We start from the raw sequence: 17510 nt of genomic DNA, 5'->3' as shown, positions 1-17510 counted from the left end.
TTCCGTGCCCTCCCCCGTCCGGGGGAGGGTGATGGCCGGGCCACCGCTTCCCCGCTGCCGACGTGGTTTCCTCCCACCTGTCTCCCGCGCCCGTCTCCGCCGGCCTCGGCCTGCGCCGCGCGCTGCTGGATCAATTGCTGGCCGCCGCGCCCGGCGATTTCGATTTCCTCGAATGCGCGCCGGACAACTGGATCGGCGTGGGCGGACGCCTGGGCGAAGCGCTGGAACAACTCACCTCGCGCGTGCCGCTGACCTGCCATGGCCTGTCGCTGTCACTGGGAGGTGTCGAACCGCTGGACGATACCTTCCTGGCGCGCACCCGCCGTTTCCTGGATCGCCACCAGGTCGCGCTGTACAGCGAACACCTGAGCTACTGCGCCGACGATGGCCATCTCTACGATCTGATGCCGATTCCGTTCACCGAGGAAGCGGTGCACCACGTCGCCGCCCGCATCCGCCAGGTGCAGGACGCGCTGGGCCGGCGCATCGCGGTGGAGAACGTGTCCTACTACGCGGCGCCGTACCAGGCCATGGCCGAAGTCGATTTCGTCAACGCGGTGCTGGACGAAGCCGACTGCGATCTGCTGCTGGACGTCAACAACATCTACGTCAACGCGATCAACCACGACTATGACGCGCACGGCTTCCTTGCGCGCATGCCGTCGCGGCGCATCGCCTCGTACCACATCGCCGGCCACTACGACGAGGCCGACGATCTGAAGATCGACACCCATGGCGCCGACGTGAAGGAAGACGTCTGGACGCTGCTGGCGGACGCCTATCGCCTGCATGGCGTGCGCCCGACATTGCTGGAACGCGACTTCAACTTCCCGCCGCTGGCGACGCTGCTGGGTGAACTCGGCCGCGTCCGCGAATTGCAGGCGCGGGCGGCCCCGCGCGAGAGCGCGCATGGCTGAGCATCTGCGCGAGCAGCAGTTCGCGTTCGCGCGGCACCTGCGTGATCCGCAGCGGTATCCCGCGCCGCCCGGCATCGAGGATCGCCGCATGGCGATCTACCGGGATCTGTTCTTCAACAACATCGAAGGCTTGCTGGCCGGCAATTTCCCGGTCATCCGCCAGACCCTGGGCGATACGGACTGGCGCGCACTGGTACGCGGATTCTATGCGAGGCACCGCAGCCACACGCCGCTGTTTCCGGAGGTGGCGCGGGAATTCATCCGCTTCCTGCAGGATTGCCCGGTCCGCGAAGACGCGCCCTGGCTGGCCGAACTGGCGCATTACGAATGGGTGGAACTGGCCTTGCAGATCAGCGACGAGCCCGCGCCGCGCCATGATCCGGATGGCGATCTGCTGGACGGCATGCCCGTCACTTCGCCATGGGCGTGGGCGCTCGCCTACCAGTGGCCGGTGCCGCGCATCGGGCCGGAGTACCGGCCGTCGGTACCGCCAGCCACCCCAACCCTGCTGCTCGTTCGCCGCGACCCGGACCACGCGATCCGTTTCGCGGATCTGTCGCCGCTGGTCTATCGCCTGTTCGAGCTGCTCGGCGAACGTCGCCTGAGCGGCCGCCAGGCCCTGCGGCAACTGGCGGCCGAAGCCGGCGTACCGGCCGATGACGGCTTCATCGCGCAAGGCGAGGCGATGCTGGTGCGGATGCGCCGCGAAGGCAGCCTGCTGGGTACCGCCCTGCCCGGCTGAGTTCGTCGCCGCGCGACCATCGGCTGCCCGCCGGTTTCGATATCGGGTACGGCGCGCGGCACCAATCCGCATTCATCCGCGCGCAGCAAAAGCGTCGTCGCGCTCTGCTACCCTGTCGCCCATGAACGCCGCCGAGTTGCCCGCCACCACGCCCATGGCCCGCCGCTTCCGCGGCTACCTGCCGGTGGTGGTGGACGTGGAGACCGGCGGCTTCGACTGGAACCGCCACGCCCTGCTGGAACTGGCGGCGGTGCCGATCGAGCTCGACGAGAACGGCCTGTTCGTGCCCGGCCAGACCACCAGCGCGCACCTGCATCCCGCGCCCGGGCTGGACATCGATCCGAAATCACTGGAAATCACCGGCATCGTCCTGGATCACCCGTTCCGCTTCGCCAAGCCCGAGCGCGAGGCGCTGGATCACGTGTTCGCGCCGGTGCGCGCGGCGGTCAAACGGCACGGCTGCCAGCGCGCGATCCTGGTCGGCCACAACGCGCATTTCGATCTCAACTTCCTCAATGCCGCGGTGACCCGGGTCGGCCACAAGCGCAACCCGTTCCACCCCTTCAGCGTGTTCGACACGGTGACCCTGGCCGGCGTGGCTTACGGCCAGACCGTGCTGGCGCGCGCGGTGCAGGCCGCCGGTTTCGAGTGGAGCGCCGAAGACGCGCACTCGGCGGTGTACGACGCCGAGCAGACCGCGCGGCTGTTCTGCAAGATCGCCAACGCCTGGCCTTCGCCGGTCTGATTCCTCGCCCGCGATGCGCCCGGCGCTTCTTCCAAGCCGGAGCATGCGATGTACGAAGCAATCCCGGGATGGCTGCATTACCTGCCCTGGCTCGGCTTCCTGCTGTACTGGATTGCCAGCGCGCGCGACACCAAGCCGGTCGTCCGCGCCGAGCCGCTGTGGCTGCGCCTGTGCGCCTACTGGTTGCCGCTGGCGCTCGCCATCGTGCTGCTCGGCCCCGGCGAATGGTTCGGCGACAGCCTGTTGCAGGAGCGGTTCGTCCCGAAGAACGTTTCGGTCAAAACGGTCGGCCTGCTGTTGACGCTGGCCGGGCTTGGCCTGGCGTGTTGGGCGCGGTTCCTGCTCGGCCGCAACTGGAGCAGCGAAGTGCAGATCAAGCGCGACCATGAACTGATCCAGGCGGGGCCATACCGCCATGTGCGCCATCCGATCTACAGCGGGCTCCTGCTCGCCTTCCTCGGCACCGCCATCGCGGTGGGCGACTGGCGCGGCCTGCTGGCCCTGGCCATCGTCGCCGCCTCGTTCTGGTACAAGCTGCGCCACGAGGAGCGCTGGCTGCGCGAACGCTTCGGCGAGCCTTATCTCGCCTACCAGCGTCGTACCCGCGCGCTGATTCCGGGACTGTTCTGATGACCGCTCGCCTGGACGCACGCCACGCCGACATCACCACCCTGGCGATGGACGCGATCGTCAACGCGGCGAACAGCTCGCTGTTGGGGGGCGGTGGCGTGGACGGCGCGATTCATCGCGCCGCCGGGCCGGCGCTGGTCGCCGAATGCCGCCTGCTGGGCGGCTGCAAGACCGGCGACGCGAAGATCACCGGCGGCCATCGCCTGCCGGCGCGGCATGTCATCCACACGGTGGGGCCGGTCTGGCGTGGCGGCGATCACGATGAAGCGGCGTTGCTCGCTTCCTGCTACCGGCGCAGCCTGCAACTGGCGCGCGCGCACCGCCTGCGCAGCATCGCGTTCCCGTGCATCAGCACCGGTATCTTCGGCTTTCCCGCGGAACCGGCCGCGCGCATCGCGGTCGACACCGTGCGGGTGGAACTCGCCGGGGAGGAAATGCCCGACCTCGTGCTTTTCTGCTGTTTCTCCGCGGACGACCTGGCGATCTACCGACGCCTGCTGGCATCCGGCTGATCCGCGCGAAGTCGCGGGTTGTCAGCCCTCGCCCGCGCCGGGCTCATGCACCGGCGCCCGCGCGGTCATCGCGGTGCCGGCGGAGGCCAGGATGATCGCGCCGATCGCCAGCCACTGCATTCCGCTGAGCTGCTCGTGCAGGAACAGCAGGCCGGACATCGCGCCGAACGCGGGCTCCAGGCTCATCAGCATGCCGAAGGTGCGGGTCGGCAGCCGCGTCAGCGCGACCATTTCCAGGCTGTACGGAATCGCCGTCGACAGCAGCGCGACCGCCAGCGCCACCGGCAACAACGCCGGCGACAGCAGATCGGTGCCGGCATGGGCGATGCCGAACGGCACCGCGACCGCGGCGGCGATGATCGATCCCAGCGCCACGGTCTGCGGGCCGTGTTCGGCGCCGGCCTTCTGTCCGAACAGGATGTACAGCGCCCAGCACAGGCCCGCGCCCAGCGCATAGGCCATGCCGACCGGATCCAGCGCCTGCTCCTGCCCCTTCGGCAGCAGCATCAGCAGGCCGGCGACCGCCAGCGCGACCCAGGCCACGTCCCGCAGCCGGCGCGAGCCGAACAGCGCGACCGCCAGCGGGCCGGTGAACTCCAGCGAGATCGCGATGCCCAGCGGAATGGTTTCCAGCGCCTTGTAGAACAGCAGGTTCATCAGGCCCAGCGACGCGCCGTAGACCAGCAACGCCGGCCATTGGTCGCGCTGGACCCGCACCCGCCACGGCCGGAACGCCACCGCCAGCAGCACGGTCGCCACGCCCAGGCGCAGCGCGGTCGCGCCAGCGGCGCCCACGGCCGGGAACAGGCTCTTGGCCAGCGAGGCGCCGAGCTGGATGGACGCCATCGCAATCAGCAGCAAGCCAATCGGCAGCCACAGCGAGTGATGGGAGGAGGTACGGACGGTGTTCACGACATGACCTGCGATCGCCGGGCCCGGCTTGGGTCGGCGCTTGAGGAGGAGGATTAGGTGCACTATATTGCACAAGGGCAGCTTAACCGCTGTGCAACATATTGCGCAATTACTTCATGAGCGTTCTGGAACACGTCGCCGAAAACGTCCGCCGCCTGCGCCAGGCCGCGGGCCTGAGCCAGCAGGCCCTCGCCGACGCCTCCGAGGTCAGCCGGCGCATGCTGGTCGGCATCGAGTCGGGCGACGCCAACGTCAGCCTCAACACGCTGGATCGGATCGCCGAGGCGCTGGGGGTGAAGTTCGCGGATCTGGTCCAGGCGCCGGTCGGGGCCAGCCGCGAGCGCATCGAAGCCCTGGCCTGGAGCGGCCGCGATCCCGCCTCGCAGGCGGTCCTGCTGGCCAGCGTTCCGGCCCGCGGCGAAGTCGAATTCTGGTCCTGGACCCTGATGCCGGGCGAGCGTTACACCTCGTTCGCCGATCCGGCCGGCTGGCACGAGATGTTCTACATCATCGAAGGTTGCCTGACCTTGGAATTGCCGGAAGGCGAACAGCGGATCGACGCGGGCGATTTCTTCGTCTTCCCCAGCGATCGCGACTACGCCTACCGCAACGGCGGCACCGTTCCGCTGCGTTTCGTCCGCAACGTGGTGCACTGAGCCCGCAGCGGAATCTCAGCGCGGGCGGATGCCGTACTTCGCCAGGATGGCCCGCACGCGGTCCAGCGGAATTGCCTCGACCGTCTGGCCATTGCCGTGCGTGGTGGTGGCCATGAACAGCGAGTTGTAGATCGCTTCCTCCACCGCCTCGGTGGTGGCCTGGAACACCGCGCTCATTTCGTCGTTGGCCAGTTCGGTGGTGGTGCGGCGAGGTTCGCCGAAGCGGCGGCGCACCGATTCGGCGGTGGAGAATGCCAGCGCATAGTCGCCGCTGCCATTGGAGGCCGAACTGCCGGTCCTGCCCAACCCCATCATCGCGCGGGAGGCAACCCGGCCGAGGTTGCGATCGCCCAGCGGCGCATCGGTGGCGATGATGAGGATGATCGACCCGTCACCGCGATCGTCGGCCAGCCCCGGATCCGGCAGCTTGGCGGCGACCGCTTCCTGGAAGGCGAACCGTTCCAGCTCACGGCCGACCGGCGCGCCCTGCACCTGCAACACGCCGCCGAAGTTGCTCTGCACCAGCACGCCCACCGTCCAGCCACCCAGCGAGGCCGGCAACACCCGCGACGAGGTTCCGATGCCGCCTTTCCAGCCGAAGGCGACCGTGCCGGTGCCGGCGCCGACACTGCCTTCCTGCACCGGTCCGCCACGGGCGCCGGTCAAGGCCTCGCGCACCGCCTCGGCCGTCACCGGTCGCGCGCGGATGTCGTTCAGGCCGCCATCGTTAGTCTCGCCCACCACCGGATTGATCGATTGCACCTGCAGCATGTCCGGTTGTTCCAGCAGCCACGCCGCCATCGCGTCGGCGGCCTTCCACACGCACAGCGTGCAGGTCAGCAGAATCGGGGTTTCCAGTTCGCCCAGTTCGTTCACCTGGGTGGCGCCGATGAACTTGCCGAAACCGTTGCCGACATGCAGCGCCGCCGGAACCCGCGAACGGTAGGCGTTCCCGGCATGCGGCAGGATCGCGGTGACGCCGGTGCGCACGCGCTCGCCCTCGCGCAGGGTCACCTGCCCCACCCGTACCCCGGCCACGTCGGTGATGGCGTTATGCGTGCCGGTGGGGAAGATGCCCGGCGCCACGCCCAGATCACGGGCGCGCACGCGTTCGGACGACTGCGCCGACGCGGCACAGGCAGCTGACATCAGCAGGGCGACGGCGAGCAGCCGCGCGAGGACGGAACGGAAGGGGCGCATGGTAGGCATGCGCGCCATCCTATCGTCTTCGCCGCCGACGCGGCTCAGCCCAGGCGCTGGCGGACCGCCTCGAACAGGGTGATGCCGGCGGCCACCGACACGTTGAGGCTTTCGATGTCGCCCGGCATCGGGATCTTCACCAGGCCGTCGCAGTGCTCGCGGGTCAACCGGCGCAGGCCATCGGCCTCGCCACCGAGCACCAGCGCGACGTTGCCACGCAGGTCGGTGGCGTACAGCGACGCGTCGGCTTCGCCGGCCAGGCCGTAGATCCACACGCCCTGCTTCTGCAGATCCCGCAGGCAGCGCGAAAGATTGGTCACCGCCACCACCGGAATCCGATCCGCCGCGCCGGCCGAGGTCTTGCGCACGGTCGCGTTGACCGTGGCCGACTTGTCCTTCGGAATCACCACCGCGGTCACCCCAGCCGCCGCCGCGCTGCGCAGGCAGGCGCCGAGGTTGTGCGGATCCTGCACGCCATCCAGCACCAGCAGCAGCGCCTTGCCTTCGGCCGCCTCGACCAGGCCTTCCAGTTCGTTCTCGTCCCAGGTCCGCGCGGCCGCATAGCGCGCGGCGACGCCTTGATGGCGCACGCTGCCGCCAACGCCGTCCAGCGCCTGCGCGGTCACCCGCCGCACCTCGATGCCCTTGCGGCGCGCGTTCTCCTCGATCTCGGTCAGGCGCGCGTTCTTGCTGCCGCCCTCGACCAGGACCTCGCGCACGTTATCGGCATCGTTCTCGATGGCCGAGGCCACCGCGTTGACGCCGACAATCCATTGGTTCTGTTTGCTCATTTTGATTGGGGATTCGGGATGAGGGATTCGGGATGGGGACACGTCCTGGAAGATCCGCGGCAAGCCACCAATCCCCAATCCCGAATCCCCAATCCCGGCTATTCAGTACGCCTGCTTCTTGCGCTTCGCCGGCTGGCCGCGCGGCGGGGGCGCCGGCACGCCCTGCTCCGCCTTGTCCTCGACCAGGCGGAAGTCGATCTTGCGCTCTTCCAGGCTGGCCTTGAGCACGATGATGCGCACGCGATCGCCCAGCCGGTACTGCTTGCCGCGGCGTTCGCCGGACAGGGTCTTGCGGATGGGATCGAAGTGGTAATAGTCGTGCGGCAGCTGGGTGACGTGGACCAGACCGTTGACCTTGGATTCGTCCAGTTCGACGAACAGGCCGAAGCTGGTCACACCGCTGATGACGCCTTCGAACTGGCCGCCGATGTGCTTTTCCATCCACGCCGCGCGGTAGCGCTCGTCGACCTCGCGTTCGGCCTCGTCGGCACGGCGCTCGCGCTCGGAGCATTGCAGCGCCAGCGCGGCCATCTCGTGCGGCGGATACAGGTACTTGTCGGGCTTGCCGCCCTTGAGCGCGTACTTGATCGCACGGTGCACCAGCAAGTCCGGATAGCGCCGGATCGGCGAGGTGAAATGCGCGTACGCCTCCAGCGCCAGGCCGAAGTGGCCGACGTTGTCCGGCGCGTAGACCGCCAGGCTCTGGCTGCGCAGCAGCACCGATTCCAGCAATGCGGCATCCGGACGGTCGCGGATCTTCTTCAGCAGCCTGGTGTAGTCGCGCGGCTGCACCTTGCCCCAGGCCGGCAGGCTCAACTTGAATTCCTTGAGGAACTCCAGCAGATCCTCGAACTTGGATTCCGGCGGCTTCTCGTGGATGCGGTATGGCGCGGGAACGCGTTTCTGCAGCAGGTACTTCGCCGCCTCCACGTTCGCCGCGATCATGCATTCCTCGATCAGCTTGTGCGCGTCGTTGCGCTGGAGCATGCCCGCCTGGGTGACCTCGCCGCGGTTGTCCAGCACGAAGCGGACCTCGGAGGATTCGAACTCGATCGCGCCGCGCTGCTGGCGCGCCTTGGCCAGCACCTGGTACAGCTGGTGCAGGCGCTCGACCTGCGGCAACTGCGCGCCGACCTGGCGCTTCGCCTCCTCGTCGTCCAGGCCGACCGCGTTCCAGACCTGGGTATAGGTCAGGCGCGCATGCGAGTTCATCACCGCTTCGTAGAACTTGGAGCGGGTGACCTGGCCGTCGTGATCGATCTGCATGTCGCAGACGAAACACATGCGATCGACCTTCGGGTTCAGCGAGCAGATGCCGTTGGACAGGGTCTCCGGCAGCATCGGCACCACGAAACCGGGGAAGTACACCGAGGTCGCGCGCTTCTGCGCCTCGTCGTCCAGCGGCGTCCCGGGACGGACGTAATGCGACACGTCGGCGATGGCGACGATCAGGCGGAAGCCGGTACGGCTGGTCTCGCAGTAGACCGCGTCGTCGAAATCCTTGGCGTCCTCGCCATCGATGGTGACCAGCGGCACGGCGCGCAGATCCACGCGTCCGTCCAGCATGCCTTCCTCCACCACCAGCGGCACGGCGGTGGCCTCGGCCAGCACTTCCGGCGGGAACTCGTGGGGAATGTCGTGGCCGTGGATGGCGGCTTCCACCACCAGCGACGGCGTCAGCTTGTCGCCAAGCACCGCCAGAATCCTGCCGATGGGCGGACGCCGCGCGTCCGGCGGCTGGGTCAGTTCGCAGACCACCAACTGGCCGTCGCGCGCACCCTGGGTCGCGTCCGGCGGAATCTGCACGTTGCGTTGCACGCGCTTGTCATCCGGCGCCACGTAGGCGATGCCGGCTTCGAAACCGAAGCGCCCGATCAAGCGGGTCAGGCGGTGTTCGAGCACCCGCGCGATGCTGCCTTCGCGGCGGCCGCGGTGATCGATGCCGGTGACGTTGGCCAGCACGCGATCCCCGTGCATCACCTTGCGCATCTCGTACGGCGGCAGGAACAGATCGTCGCCGCCGGCATCCGGGCGCAGGAAACCGAACCCGTCCGGATTGGCGATGACCACGCCGGCGACCAGGTCGGTCTGCTGCACCGGCGCATAGCCGCCGCGGCGGTTCTGCACCACCTGGCCGTCGCGCAGCATGGCCGCCAGGCGCTTGCCCAGCGCCTCGAAACGGTCCAGCGCGGTCAGGCCCAGCCGGGGGGCAATCTCTTCGGCCGTCTGCGGGCCGTCCGACGCTTCCAGCAGGCCGAGGATGGCCTCGCGGCTGGGAATGGGGTTGTCGTAGCGCGCGGCTTCGCGCGCGGCATGGGGATCGGTGAAGGAGGAGCCACGTCCGCCGGGCCGCGGGCCACGCCCGGGGGACGGTTTCGGCGCCGCGGCCTTGCCGCGCGACGGCGGCAGATCCGGCATCCAGGGTGGGAGCGCGGCCTTCTTGCGCGGACCACCCGATGCGGCTCCGGCGCCACCCCTGCTGCCCTTTCCGGGTGCGGCCTTGCCGCCTTTCCTGCTTGTGTTTTTGCTCATGCGGCCATGTTACACCCCGCCTGAATGCCGGCCGTGAGAAAAACAACCGTTGACAAAGTCCGACGCGACCTCCAGAATTCGCGGCCTGCACACCTCGCCCAGGTGGCGGAATTGGTAGACGCACTAGTTTCAGGTACTAGCGGGTAAAACCGTGGAGGTTCGAGTCCTCTCCTGGGCACCACTGCAAACCGGCGGAATCCGCCGACACGAAACCCCGCTCCGGCGGGTTTTTTTGTATCTGTAACCATGACTTCCGCCACTGTCCCCGCCCCGGGGCGGCGCGTGAATGTGCGCTCTCCTCAGGGAGAGAAGGACATGATCAAGGCATTCGGCAAGAAGGCGGGACTGTTCGCTGCGGCGACGGCACTCCTGCTGGTGGCATTCACGGCGTTTGCGCAGCGCGCCGACGGCAACATCAACGGCGACGCGTCGCCCGGCGACAAGGTGTACGTCGCCAATACCGGCACCGGCCTCAAGCGCGAGACCGTGGCCGATGAAGACGGCAAGTACCGGTTTCGCTCGCTCCCGTTGGGCACCTATGAGGTGAAGATTGTCCGTGGCGAGGAGAACGTCCTCAATGCCACGGTCACCCTGCGTCCGGGCGGTACCGCGCGGCCGCCGACCCCGAAGGCCGGCGACGCCGCGACCGGGGCGGATCCCGCGCCGTCACCGGCACCGTCCGCCGGCAATTGAGTTCCACTCGCTTCGCCAGGAAGGCCCCGCATCGCGGGGCCTTTTCTTTTGGGCATGGATCAGGCCGTTGACCGGTAGAATTGCCCGATTGGAACAACCCGCAGACCGACGCAACCGATGAGCGACACCATCCGCACCTCCTTCCACGGCTTCGAACAGATCCCCCTGCGCGAGTACGCCGAACGCGCCTACCTGGACTACTCGATGTACGTGGTGCTGGACCGCGCCCTGCCCTTCATCGGCGATGGCCTCAAGCCGGTGCAGCGCCGGATCATCTATTCGATGAGCGAACAGGGGCTCAGCGCCGCCTCCAAGCCGAAGAAGTCCGCGCGCACTGTTGGCGATGTCATCGGCAAGTACCACCCGCACGGCGACAGCGCCTGCTACGAGGCGATGGTGCTGATGGCGCAGCCGTTCTCGTACCGCTATCCGCTGATCGAGGGCCAGGGCAACTTCGGTTCGCCCGACGATCCCAAGTCGTTCGCGGCCATGCGCTACACCGAGGCCAAGCTGACCCCGATCGCCGAAGTGCTGCTGGGCGAGCTTGGCCAGGGCACGGTGGACTGGACGCCCAACTTCGACGGCACCCTGGAAGAGCCGACCTGGATGCCGGCGCGTCTGCCGCACCTGCTGCTCAACGGCACCACCGGCATCGCCGTGGGCATGGCCACCGACGTGCCGCCGCACAACCTCAACGAGATCGTCAGCGCGTGCATCCGCCTGATCGATGATCCGGACGCCACTGTCGCCGACCTGTGCGAACACGTGCATGGCCCGGACTATCCCACCACCGCGGAGATCATCACGCCGCTGTCGGATCTCCGGGCGATGTATGAAACCGGCAACGGCAGCGTGCGCGCCCGCGCCACCTACGCCAGGGAAAACGGCAACCTGGTCATCAACGCCCTGCCCTACCAGGTCTCGCCCTCGAAGGTGATCGAACAGATCGCCACCCAGATGCGCGCCAAGAAGCTGCCCTGGCTGGAGGACATCCGCGACGAATCCGATCACGCCAACCCGGTGCGGGTGGTGCTGATTCCGCGTTCCAACCGGGTCGACGTCGAACAGTTGATGGGCCATCTGTTCGCCACCACCGACCTGGAAAAGAGCTACCGGGTCAACCTCAACATCATCGGCCTGGACGGGCGTCCGCAGGTCAAGAACCTGAAGATGCTGCTGACCGAATGGCTCAGCTTCCGCTACGAAACCGTCACCCGCCGGCTCAAGCACCGGCTGGAGAAGGTCGATCGCCGCCTGCACCTGTTGGAAGGCTTGTTGATCGCGTTCCTCAACCTGGACGAGGTCATCCGCATCATCCGCACCGAGGATGAGCCCAAGCCCGCGCTGATTGCGCGGTTCAAGCTGACCGAGGATCAGGCCGACTACATCCTCGACACCAAGCTGCGCCAGCTAGCGCGGCTGGAGGAAATGAAAATCCGCGGCGAGCAGGACGAACTGGCCGCCGAACGCGAAAAGCTGCAGTCCATCCTGGAATCCAAGGCCAAGCTCAAGAAGCTGATCAAGGACGAGCTGACCGCTGACGCCAAGAAGTTCGGCGACGCCCGTCGCTCGCCGCTGGTGCAGCGCGATGCCGCGCAGGCCCTGGACGAAACCGATCTGGTGGCCGCCGAGCCGATGACCGTGGTGCTGTCGGAGAAGGGCTGGATCCGCGCGGCCAAGGGCCATGAAGTCGACGCCGCCGGACTGTCCTACCGCGAAGGCGACAGCCTGCTGGCGGCGGTGCGTTCGCGCAGCACCCAGCAGGTGGCGTTCCTGGATTCGGAAGGCCGCAGCTACTCCACCGCCGTGCACACCCTGCCTTCCGCGCGCGGCAACGGTGAACCACTGACGGGCCGTTTCTCGCCGGCCGCCGGCGCCTCGTTCCAGGCCCTGGCCAGTGGCGACAGCGACACCCGGCTGGTGCTGGCATCCTCGCATGGCTACGGCTTCGTCACCCGCTTCGAGAACCTGACCGGCCGCCAGAAGGCCGGCAAGGCGATGTTCAACCTGACCACCGGCGCGCGCGTGCTGCAACCGGCCCCGATCGCCAATCCGGACACCGACCGCATCGTCGCGGTGACCACCGCCGGTCACCTGCTGGCGTTCCCGATCAGCGAGCTGCCGGAACTGGACAAGGGCAAGGGCAACAAGATCATCGACATCCCCAAGGCCAAGCTCGGCACCGAACGGGTGGTCGCGATCGCCGCCGTGTCTCCGGGCAACACCCTGCAGGTACGCAGCGGACAGCGCACGATGTCGCTGTCGTTCAAGGATCTGGACGCCTACCTCGGCGCGCGCGCGACCCGCGGCGGCCTGCTGCCGCGCGGCTGGCAGAAGGTCGACGGGCTCGGGGTGGAGTGATGCAGCCGGAGTTCTGGCTGGAACGCTGGCGCGAGGGCCGCATCGGCTTCCATCGGGAAGAGGTGATGCCGCTGCTGGTCCAGCACTGGCCGGCGCTGGCGGTGCCCGCCGGCGGGCGGGTGTTCGTGCCGCTGGCGGGAAAGACGCTGGACATGATCTGGCTGGCCGCGCAGGGCCATCCGGTGCTGGGCGCCGAACTGTCGCCGCTCGCCGTGCGGCAGTTCTTCGAGGAAAACGACCTGCGTCCGCAGGTCACCGACACGCCGGCCGGTCGCCTGCATGCGGTCGATGGCATCGAACTGATGCTCGGCGACGTGTTCGCGCTGGACGCCGCCACCCTGGCGACATGCGAGGCCGTCTACGATCGCGCCGCGTTGATCGCGCTGCCGCCGGAACTGCGCGCACGCTACGCCAACGAGGTCTACGGCCGGCTGCCCGTCGGCTGCCGCGGCCTGCTGATCACGCTGGAATATCCGCAACCGGAAAAGAACGGCCCGCCGTTCTCGGTCGACGAAGCCGAAGTCCAGCGCCTGTTCGCGAATCGCTGGGACATCGAGCGGCTGGAGCGCCGCGACATCCTCGCCAGCGAGGCCAGCTTCCGCGCCGAGGGCGTCACCGCCCTGCACACCGCGGTCTACCGTTTGCGAAAGCGCGCCTAAAAAAAAACACCCCGGCGTCGCCGCCAGGGTGTTTTTCATCTTCCAGCGAAGTCACTCGGCCGAGGATTTCTGCGCGAGTCGCGCGGTCAGGTAGTTTTCCAGTCCGATGCGCTTGATCAGGCCCAACTGCTGTTCCAGCCAGTGCGCGTGATCCTCCTCGGTATCCTTCAGCTGGGTCTGCAGGATCTCGCGACTGACGAAGTCGCCGTGCCGTTCGCACAGCGCCACGCCCTTGGCGAGATTGGCGCGGACCTCGTACTCCACTTCCAGATCCCGCTGCAGCATTTCCTCGACCGTGCGCCCTGAGGTGAACGGCGTCGGGCTCATGTCCGGATCACCCTCCAGGAACAGGATCCGCCGCAGCAGCGCGTCGGCGTGCTCGGTCTCCTCCTGCATCTCGTGGTCGATGCGTTCGTAGAGCGCGATCAGCCCCATGTCCTCGTAGCGACGGGAATGGATGAAGTACTGGTCACGCGCGGACAGCTCGCCACGCAGCAACTGCTTGAGGTAATCGACAACTTCGGGATGGCCTTTCATGGGTTCAACTCCTTGCAACTGCCGCGCATGATGCCCGAAGCCGGGCGCCGGTGTTCTAATCGGAATCAGTCGCACTCGCAGCCGCCTTCGCGGCCCTCACAGGGCCGCGTTGTGCACCCCCGCCACCGCCCGGCCGGACGGATCGGCGGCCGCCGCGAAACTGGCGTCCCAGGCAATCGCCGCCGGCGAGGAGCACGCAATCGACTTGCCGCCCGGCACCGTCTCGGCGCAGGCTTGGCCGGGGTAGAAGCGCTCGAACAGACTGCGGTAGTAATAGGCTTCCTTGGTCCGGGGCGGGTTGATGGGGAAGCGCTTGTCCGCCGCCGCCAGTTCGCGATCGCTGACCTGGGCCTCGGCATGCGCCTTCAGGCCATCGATCCAGCCGTAGCCGACACCATCGCTGAACTGCTCCTTCTGCCGCCACAGGATCGAATCCGGCAGGTAGCCCTCGAACGCCTCGCGCAGCACCGCCTTCTCGATCCGGCCCTTGCCGGCCATCTTGTACTGCGCGTCCATCCGCATCGCCACGTCGAGGAATTCGACGTCGAGGAACGGCACGCGCGGCTCCACGCCCCAGGCCATCATCGACTTGTTGGCGCGCAGGCAGTCGTAGTTGTAGAGCGCATCCAGCTTGCGCACCAGTTCCTCATGGAACTCGCGTGCGTTCGGCGCCTTGTGGAAGTACAGGTAGCCGCCGAAGATTTCGTCCGAGCCCTCGCCCGACAGCACCATCTTCACGCCCATCGCCTTGATCCGGCGCGCGAGCAGGAACATCGGGGTGGAAGCGCGGATGGTGGTGACGTCGTAGGTCTCGATGTGGCGGATCACTTCAGGCAGCGCGTCCAGGCCTTCCTCGAAGGTGTACTCGAATCCGTGGTGGACGGTGCCCAGCGCCTGCGCGGCAACCTCCGCGGCGGCCAGATCCGGGGAACCCTTCAGGCCGATCGCGAAGGAATGCAGACGCGGCCACCAGGCTTCGGAAGTGTCATCGTCCTCCACCCGGCGCCGCGCGAAACGCGCGGCCACCGCCGCGACCAGCGAGGAATCCAGGCCGCCGGACAACAGCACGCCGTACGGCACGTCGGTCATCAGCTGGCGATGCACGGCGCGCTCGAACGCCTCGCGCAGCTCCTCGCGGGTGACTTCCACGCCCTGCACCGCGTCGTAGCTGCGCCAGTCCTTGCCGTAGTACGGCTTCAGTTCGCCGCTGGCGCTGTCGTAGTAGTGCCCCGGCGGGAACTGCGCGACGTCCGCGCACAGATCCGCCAGTGCCTTCATCTCCGAGGCCACGCACAGGCGGCCTTCGCGATCGTGTCCCCAGTACAACGGGCACACGCCGATCGGGTCGCGCGCGATCAGGAAACGGCGCGCGGCCACGTCCCACAGCGCGAACGCGAAGATGCCGTTGAGGCGGTTGAGGAACGATTCCGGGGTGTCTTCTCGGTACAGCGCGTTGATCACTTCGCAGTCCGAACCGGTCTGGAACGCGTAGGGTTGGCGCAGTTCCTTCTTCAGCTCGCGGTGATTGTAGATCTCGCCGTTCACCGCCAGCACCAGGCCGCCGTCGGCCGAGCGCAGCGGCTGCGAGCCGCCGGCGGGATCGACGATCGCCAGGCGCTCGTGGACGAGGATGGCGCCGTCGTCCAGATGCACGCCGCTCCAGTCCGGGCCGCGATGGCGCTGCCGCTGGGAAAGTTCCAGCGCCTGCCGGCGCAGGACGGTGGCGTCGTCACCGGCCTGCAGGCCGAAAATGCCGAAGATGGAACACATGGGGAAACTCCTGGGAAATGGGGTTGGGAGAGGAAGGGCTGGCGAAGGGCGAAAAAAAACCCGCATCTCGCGATGCGGGTTTTCTGTGTCCGGCTGGTACTTCTATGCCTAGTCGCAGACCCGCAGCGTCCACGCGCGATTATTCGCACGCGCATTGTTGCGGCGGTTCGAATTGTTCGCGGCGGCTGTGGCGAGACGAAGCATGGGAGCGACCCTAACCGGTCCCGGCGGGGCTTGGCAAGTACCGGGCGCGTTCCTCGTCATGGTTTCAGCCGCAACCATTCCCGGACCACTCAGGCGGCCGGCAGCAGGAGCCGCTCCAGCAATCGCTGGTAGAGGCCAGGAAGCGCTTCCAGCTCCGCCACCACGATGTTCTCGTCAACCTTGTGGATACTGGCGTTGACCGGGCCGATCTCGATGCACTCGGCCCCGAGCGGGGCGATGAAACGCGCGTCGGAGGTGCCGCCCGCCGTACTCTCTTCCGGTGGCGCGCCCGAGAACTCGGCCAGCACCTGGCGCGCGGTGGCGCGCAGATGGCCTTCCGGGGTGTAGAACGGCTCTCCGCCGCGGTGCCAGTGGATGGCGTAGTCCAGTTCGTGCCGGCGCAGCACCGACTCGATCTCCTCTTCCAGGCGCGCGGCGGTCCAGGTGGGATTGAAGCGCAGGTTGAACACCAGCTTCAGTTCGCCCGGAATGACGTTGCTGGCGCCAGTGCCGGCGTTGATGTTGGAAATCTGCAGGCTGGTCGGTGGAAAGGTCTCGTAGCCATCGTCCCAGACCCGCGCGGCGAGTTCGGCCAGCGCCGGCAGCGCCTTGTGGATCGGATTGAGCGCCTTGTGCGGATAGGCCACATGGCCCTGCACCCCGCGCACGCTCAGGGTGCCGGTGAGCGTGCCGCGACGGCCGACGCGCAGCAGGTCGCCCAGCACCTCCTTGGAGGAAGGCTCGCCGGTGATGCACCAGTCGATGCGCTGGCCGCGCTCGCGGAAGGTTTCGGCGACCAGCTTCACGCCATCCAGGGCGTCGCCCTCCTCGTCCGAGGTCACCAGCAGCGCGACCGTTCCGGGATGATCCGGATGCGCGTCGACGAAGCGCTCCAGCGCGATCGTGCAGGCGGCGACGCTGCATTTCATGTCGGCCGCGCCGCGCCCGTACAGCACGCCGTCGCGCACCGTCGGGATGAAGGGATCGCTGGTCCAGGCATCCAGCGGGCCGGGCGGAACCACATCGGTGTGGCCGAGCAGCACCAGCACCGGCGCACCGCTGCCGTGGGTGGCCCAGAGATTTTCGACATCGCCGAAGCGCAGGGATTCGCAACGGAATCCGGCGGCGGTCAGGCGCGTGGTCAGCACTTGCTGGCAGCCCGCGTCATCGGGAGTCACCGAATGGCGACGGATCAGTTCGCTGGAAAGCTCGACGACATCGCTCACTTGCCGACTCCGAACAGCTTCTTGAAGCCATTGTCACTGAAGCCCTGTGAAAACACGGTTTCACCGCCTTCCTCCCGTACGACCACGGGCCGGCGGATCAACTGCGGGTATTCCTTGAGCAGCAGTTTCCATTCCGCTTCGGAACCGGGCGACTTGCGATTCTCCGGCAACTGCCGCCAGGTGGTGGAGGACTTGTTGATCAGCGCGTCCCAGCCTTCGGCGTGATCGGCCCAGTCCTTCAGCACCTCGGGCGCCTGCCGGTTGTCGCGGTAGTCGATGAAGGCATGGGCGACTTCGAAGCGATCAAGCCACTTGGTGGCCTTCTTGCAGGTGTCGCAGTTCTTGAGTCCGTAGATCGTCGTGGTCATGCTCGAATCCTTTTTCACGGCCACGCGTCCCGCGATGGATCCCGCGTGTCCGTGC

General features: G+C 67.5%; 17 protein-coding genes and 1 tRNA gene. 10 read left to right on the top strand and 8 right to left on the bottom strand.

The genetic code is table 11. The features are described 5' to 3' along the window. Nucleotides 1-77 precede the first annotated feature (77 nt). The 5 genes from IB228_RS03125 (at nt 78) to IB228_RS03105 (ending at nt 3546) form a co-directional block, all read left to right on the top strand. Nucleotides 78-917: a DUF692 domain-containing protein gene (locus IB228_RS03125; RefSeq protein ID WP_192197853.1), complete on the top strand. Its 840-nt coding sequence runs from the start codon at nt 78-80 to the stop codon at nt 915-917. Next, nucleotides 910-1659, top strand: coding sequence for a putative DNA-binding domain-containing protein (locus tag IB228_RS03120; RefSeq protein ID WP_183643089.1), 750 nt, complete (start codon nt 910-912; stop codon nt 1657-1659). The genes IB228_RS03125 and IB228_RS03120 overlap by 8 nt, the downstream gene beginning before the upstream one ends. Nucleotides 1660-1780: 121 nt before the next feature. Continuing rightward, nucleotides 1781-2404, top strand: coding sequence for a ribonuclease T (rnt, locus tag IB228_RS03115; protein ID WP_183643092.1), 624 nt, complete (start codon nt 1781-1783; stop codon nt 2402-2404). Between the two features lie 48 nt (nt 2405-2452). Then, entirely contained in the window at nt 2453-3034 is a 582-nt protein-coding gene (locus tag IB228_RS03110; protein WP_183643095.1) for an isoprenylcysteine carboxylmethyltransferase family protein, read from the top strand. Beyond that, a complete protein-coding gene (locus tag IB228_RS03105; protein WP_183643098.1) occupies nt 3034-3546 on the top strand; it encodes an O-acetyl-ADP-ribose deacetylase in 513 nt (170 codons plus the stop codon). Before IB228_RS03110 ends, IB228_RS03105 begins: the two co-directional genes overlap by 1 nt. Before the next feature lie 21 nt (nt 3547-3567). Here the strand turns inward: IB228_RS03105 and rhtA are convergent, their stop codons facing one another. Continuing rightward, on the bottom strand, nt 3568-4458 hold the full coding sequence (gene rhtA / locus IB228_RS03100; RefSeq protein ID WP_183643101.1) for a threonine/homoserine exporter RhtA: 891 nt from the start codon (nt 4456-4458) through the stop codon (nt 3568-3570). Between the two features lie 116 nt (nt 4459-4574). On the opposite strand from rhtA, the gene IB228_RS03095 reads away from it, so the two are divergent. Then, nucleotides 4575-5114 carry an XRE family transcriptional regulator gene (locus IB228_RS03095; protein WP_192197548.1) on the top strand — a complete coding sequence of 180 codons (540 nt, stop codon included), beginning with the start codon at nt 4575-4577 and terminating at the stop codon, nt 5112-5114. A 15-nt stretch (nt 5115-5129) separates the two neighbouring features. Here the strand turns inward: IB228_RS03095 and IB228_RS03090 are convergent, their stop codons facing one another. The 3 genes from IB228_RS03090 to rnr form a co-directional block, all read right to left on the bottom strand. Next, a complete protein-coding gene (locus IB228_RS03090) occupies nt 5130-6323 on the bottom strand; it encodes a P1 family peptidase (RefSeq protein WP_225562208.1) in 1194 nt (397 codons plus the stop codon). A 35-nt stretch (nt 6324-6358) separates the two neighbouring features. Then, nucleotides 6359-7105, bottom strand: a complete 747-nt coding sequence (gene rlmB, locus IB228_RS03085; RefSeq protein WP_183643107.1) for a 23S rRNA (guanosine(2251)-2'-O)-methyltransferase RlmB — start codon at nt 7103-7105, stop codon at nt 6359-6361. A gap of 102 nt (nt 7106-7207) precedes the next feature. Further along, complete coding sequence (gene rnr / locus IB228_RS03080; protein ID WP_192197547.1) at nt 7208-9637, bottom strand: ribonuclease R; 2430 nt, start codon at nt 9635-9637, stop codon at nt 7208-7210. Nucleotides 9638-9733: 96 nt separating this feature from the next. Between rnr and IB228_RS03075 the strand changes: the two genes are divergently transcribed. The 4 genes from IB228_RS03075 to IB228_RS03060 all read left to right on the top strand — a co-directional run bounded on the left by IB228_RS03075 (nt 9734) and on the right by IB228_RS03060 (nt 13350). Next, nucleotides 9734-9818 (top strand) — tRNA-Leu (locus IB228_RS03075). A gap of 134 nt (nt 9819-9952) precedes the next feature. Further along, the gene (locus IB228_RS03070) at nt 9953-10330 is read left to right on the top strand and encodes a carboxypeptidase-like regulatory domain-containing protein (RefSeq protein WP_183643113.1); all 378 of its coding nucleotides are present in this window, start codon (nt 9953-9955) and stop codon (nt 10328-10330) included. A gap of 117 nt (nt 10331-10447) precedes the next feature. Beyond that, on the top strand, nt 10448-12691 hold the full coding sequence (gene parC, locus IB228_RS03065; RefSeq protein WP_192197546.1) for a DNA topoisomerase IV subunit A: 2244 nt from the start codon (nt 10448-10450) through the stop codon (nt 12689-12691). Then, nucleotides 12691-13350, top strand: coding sequence for a thiopurine S-methyltransferase (locus tag IB228_RS03060; protein WP_192197545.1), 660 nt, complete (start codon nt 12691-12693; stop codon nt 13348-13350). The genes parC and IB228_RS03060 overlap by 1 nt, the downstream gene beginning before the upstream one ends. A 51-nt stretch (nt 13351-13401) precedes the next feature. Here the strand turns inward: IB228_RS03060 and bfr are convergent, their stop codons facing one another. The 4 genes from bfr to IB228_RS03040 form a co-directional block, all read right to left on the bottom strand. Further along, complete coding sequence (gene bfr / locus IB228_RS03055) at nt 13402-13887, bottom strand: bacterioferritin (RefSeq protein WP_192197544.1); 486 nt, start codon at nt 13885-13887, stop codon at nt 13402-13404. A gap of 96 nt (nt 13888-13983) precedes the next feature. After that, nucleotides 13984-15657, bottom strand: coding sequence for an asparagine synthase B (gene asnB, locus IB228_RS03050; protein ID WP_192197543.1), 1674 nt, complete (start codon nt 15655-15657; stop codon nt 13984-13986). Between the two features lie 293 nt (nt 15658-15950). Then, nucleotides 15951-17087 carry a succinyl-diaminopimelate desuccinylase gene (dapE, locus tag IB228_RS03045; protein WP_192197542.1) on the bottom strand — a complete coding sequence of 379 codons (1137 nt, stop codon included), beginning with the start codon at nt 17085-17087 and terminating at the stop codon, nt 15951-15953. After that, the gene (locus IB228_RS03040) at nt 17084-17455 is read right to left on the bottom strand and encodes a Spx/MgsR family RNA polymerase-binding regulatory protein (RefSeq protein WP_192197541.1); all 372 of its coding nucleotides are present in this window, start codon (nt 17453-17455) and stop codon (nt 17084-17086) included. Before IB228_RS03040 ends, dapE begins: the two co-directional genes overlap by 4 nt. Between the last annotated feature and the right edge of the window lie 55 nt (nt 17456-17510).

It is taken from the genome of Pseudoxanthomonas sp. PXM04 (assembly GCF_014851695.1).
In the GTDB taxonomy this organism is placed as follows: Bacteria; Pseudomonadota; Gammaproteobacteria; order Xanthomonadales; family Xanthomonadaceae; genus Pseudoxanthomonas_A; species Pseudoxanthomonas_A beigongshangi.
Note: the sequence above shows the minus strand (reverse complement) of the source record. Positions and strands in the feature narration are given on the sequence as shown.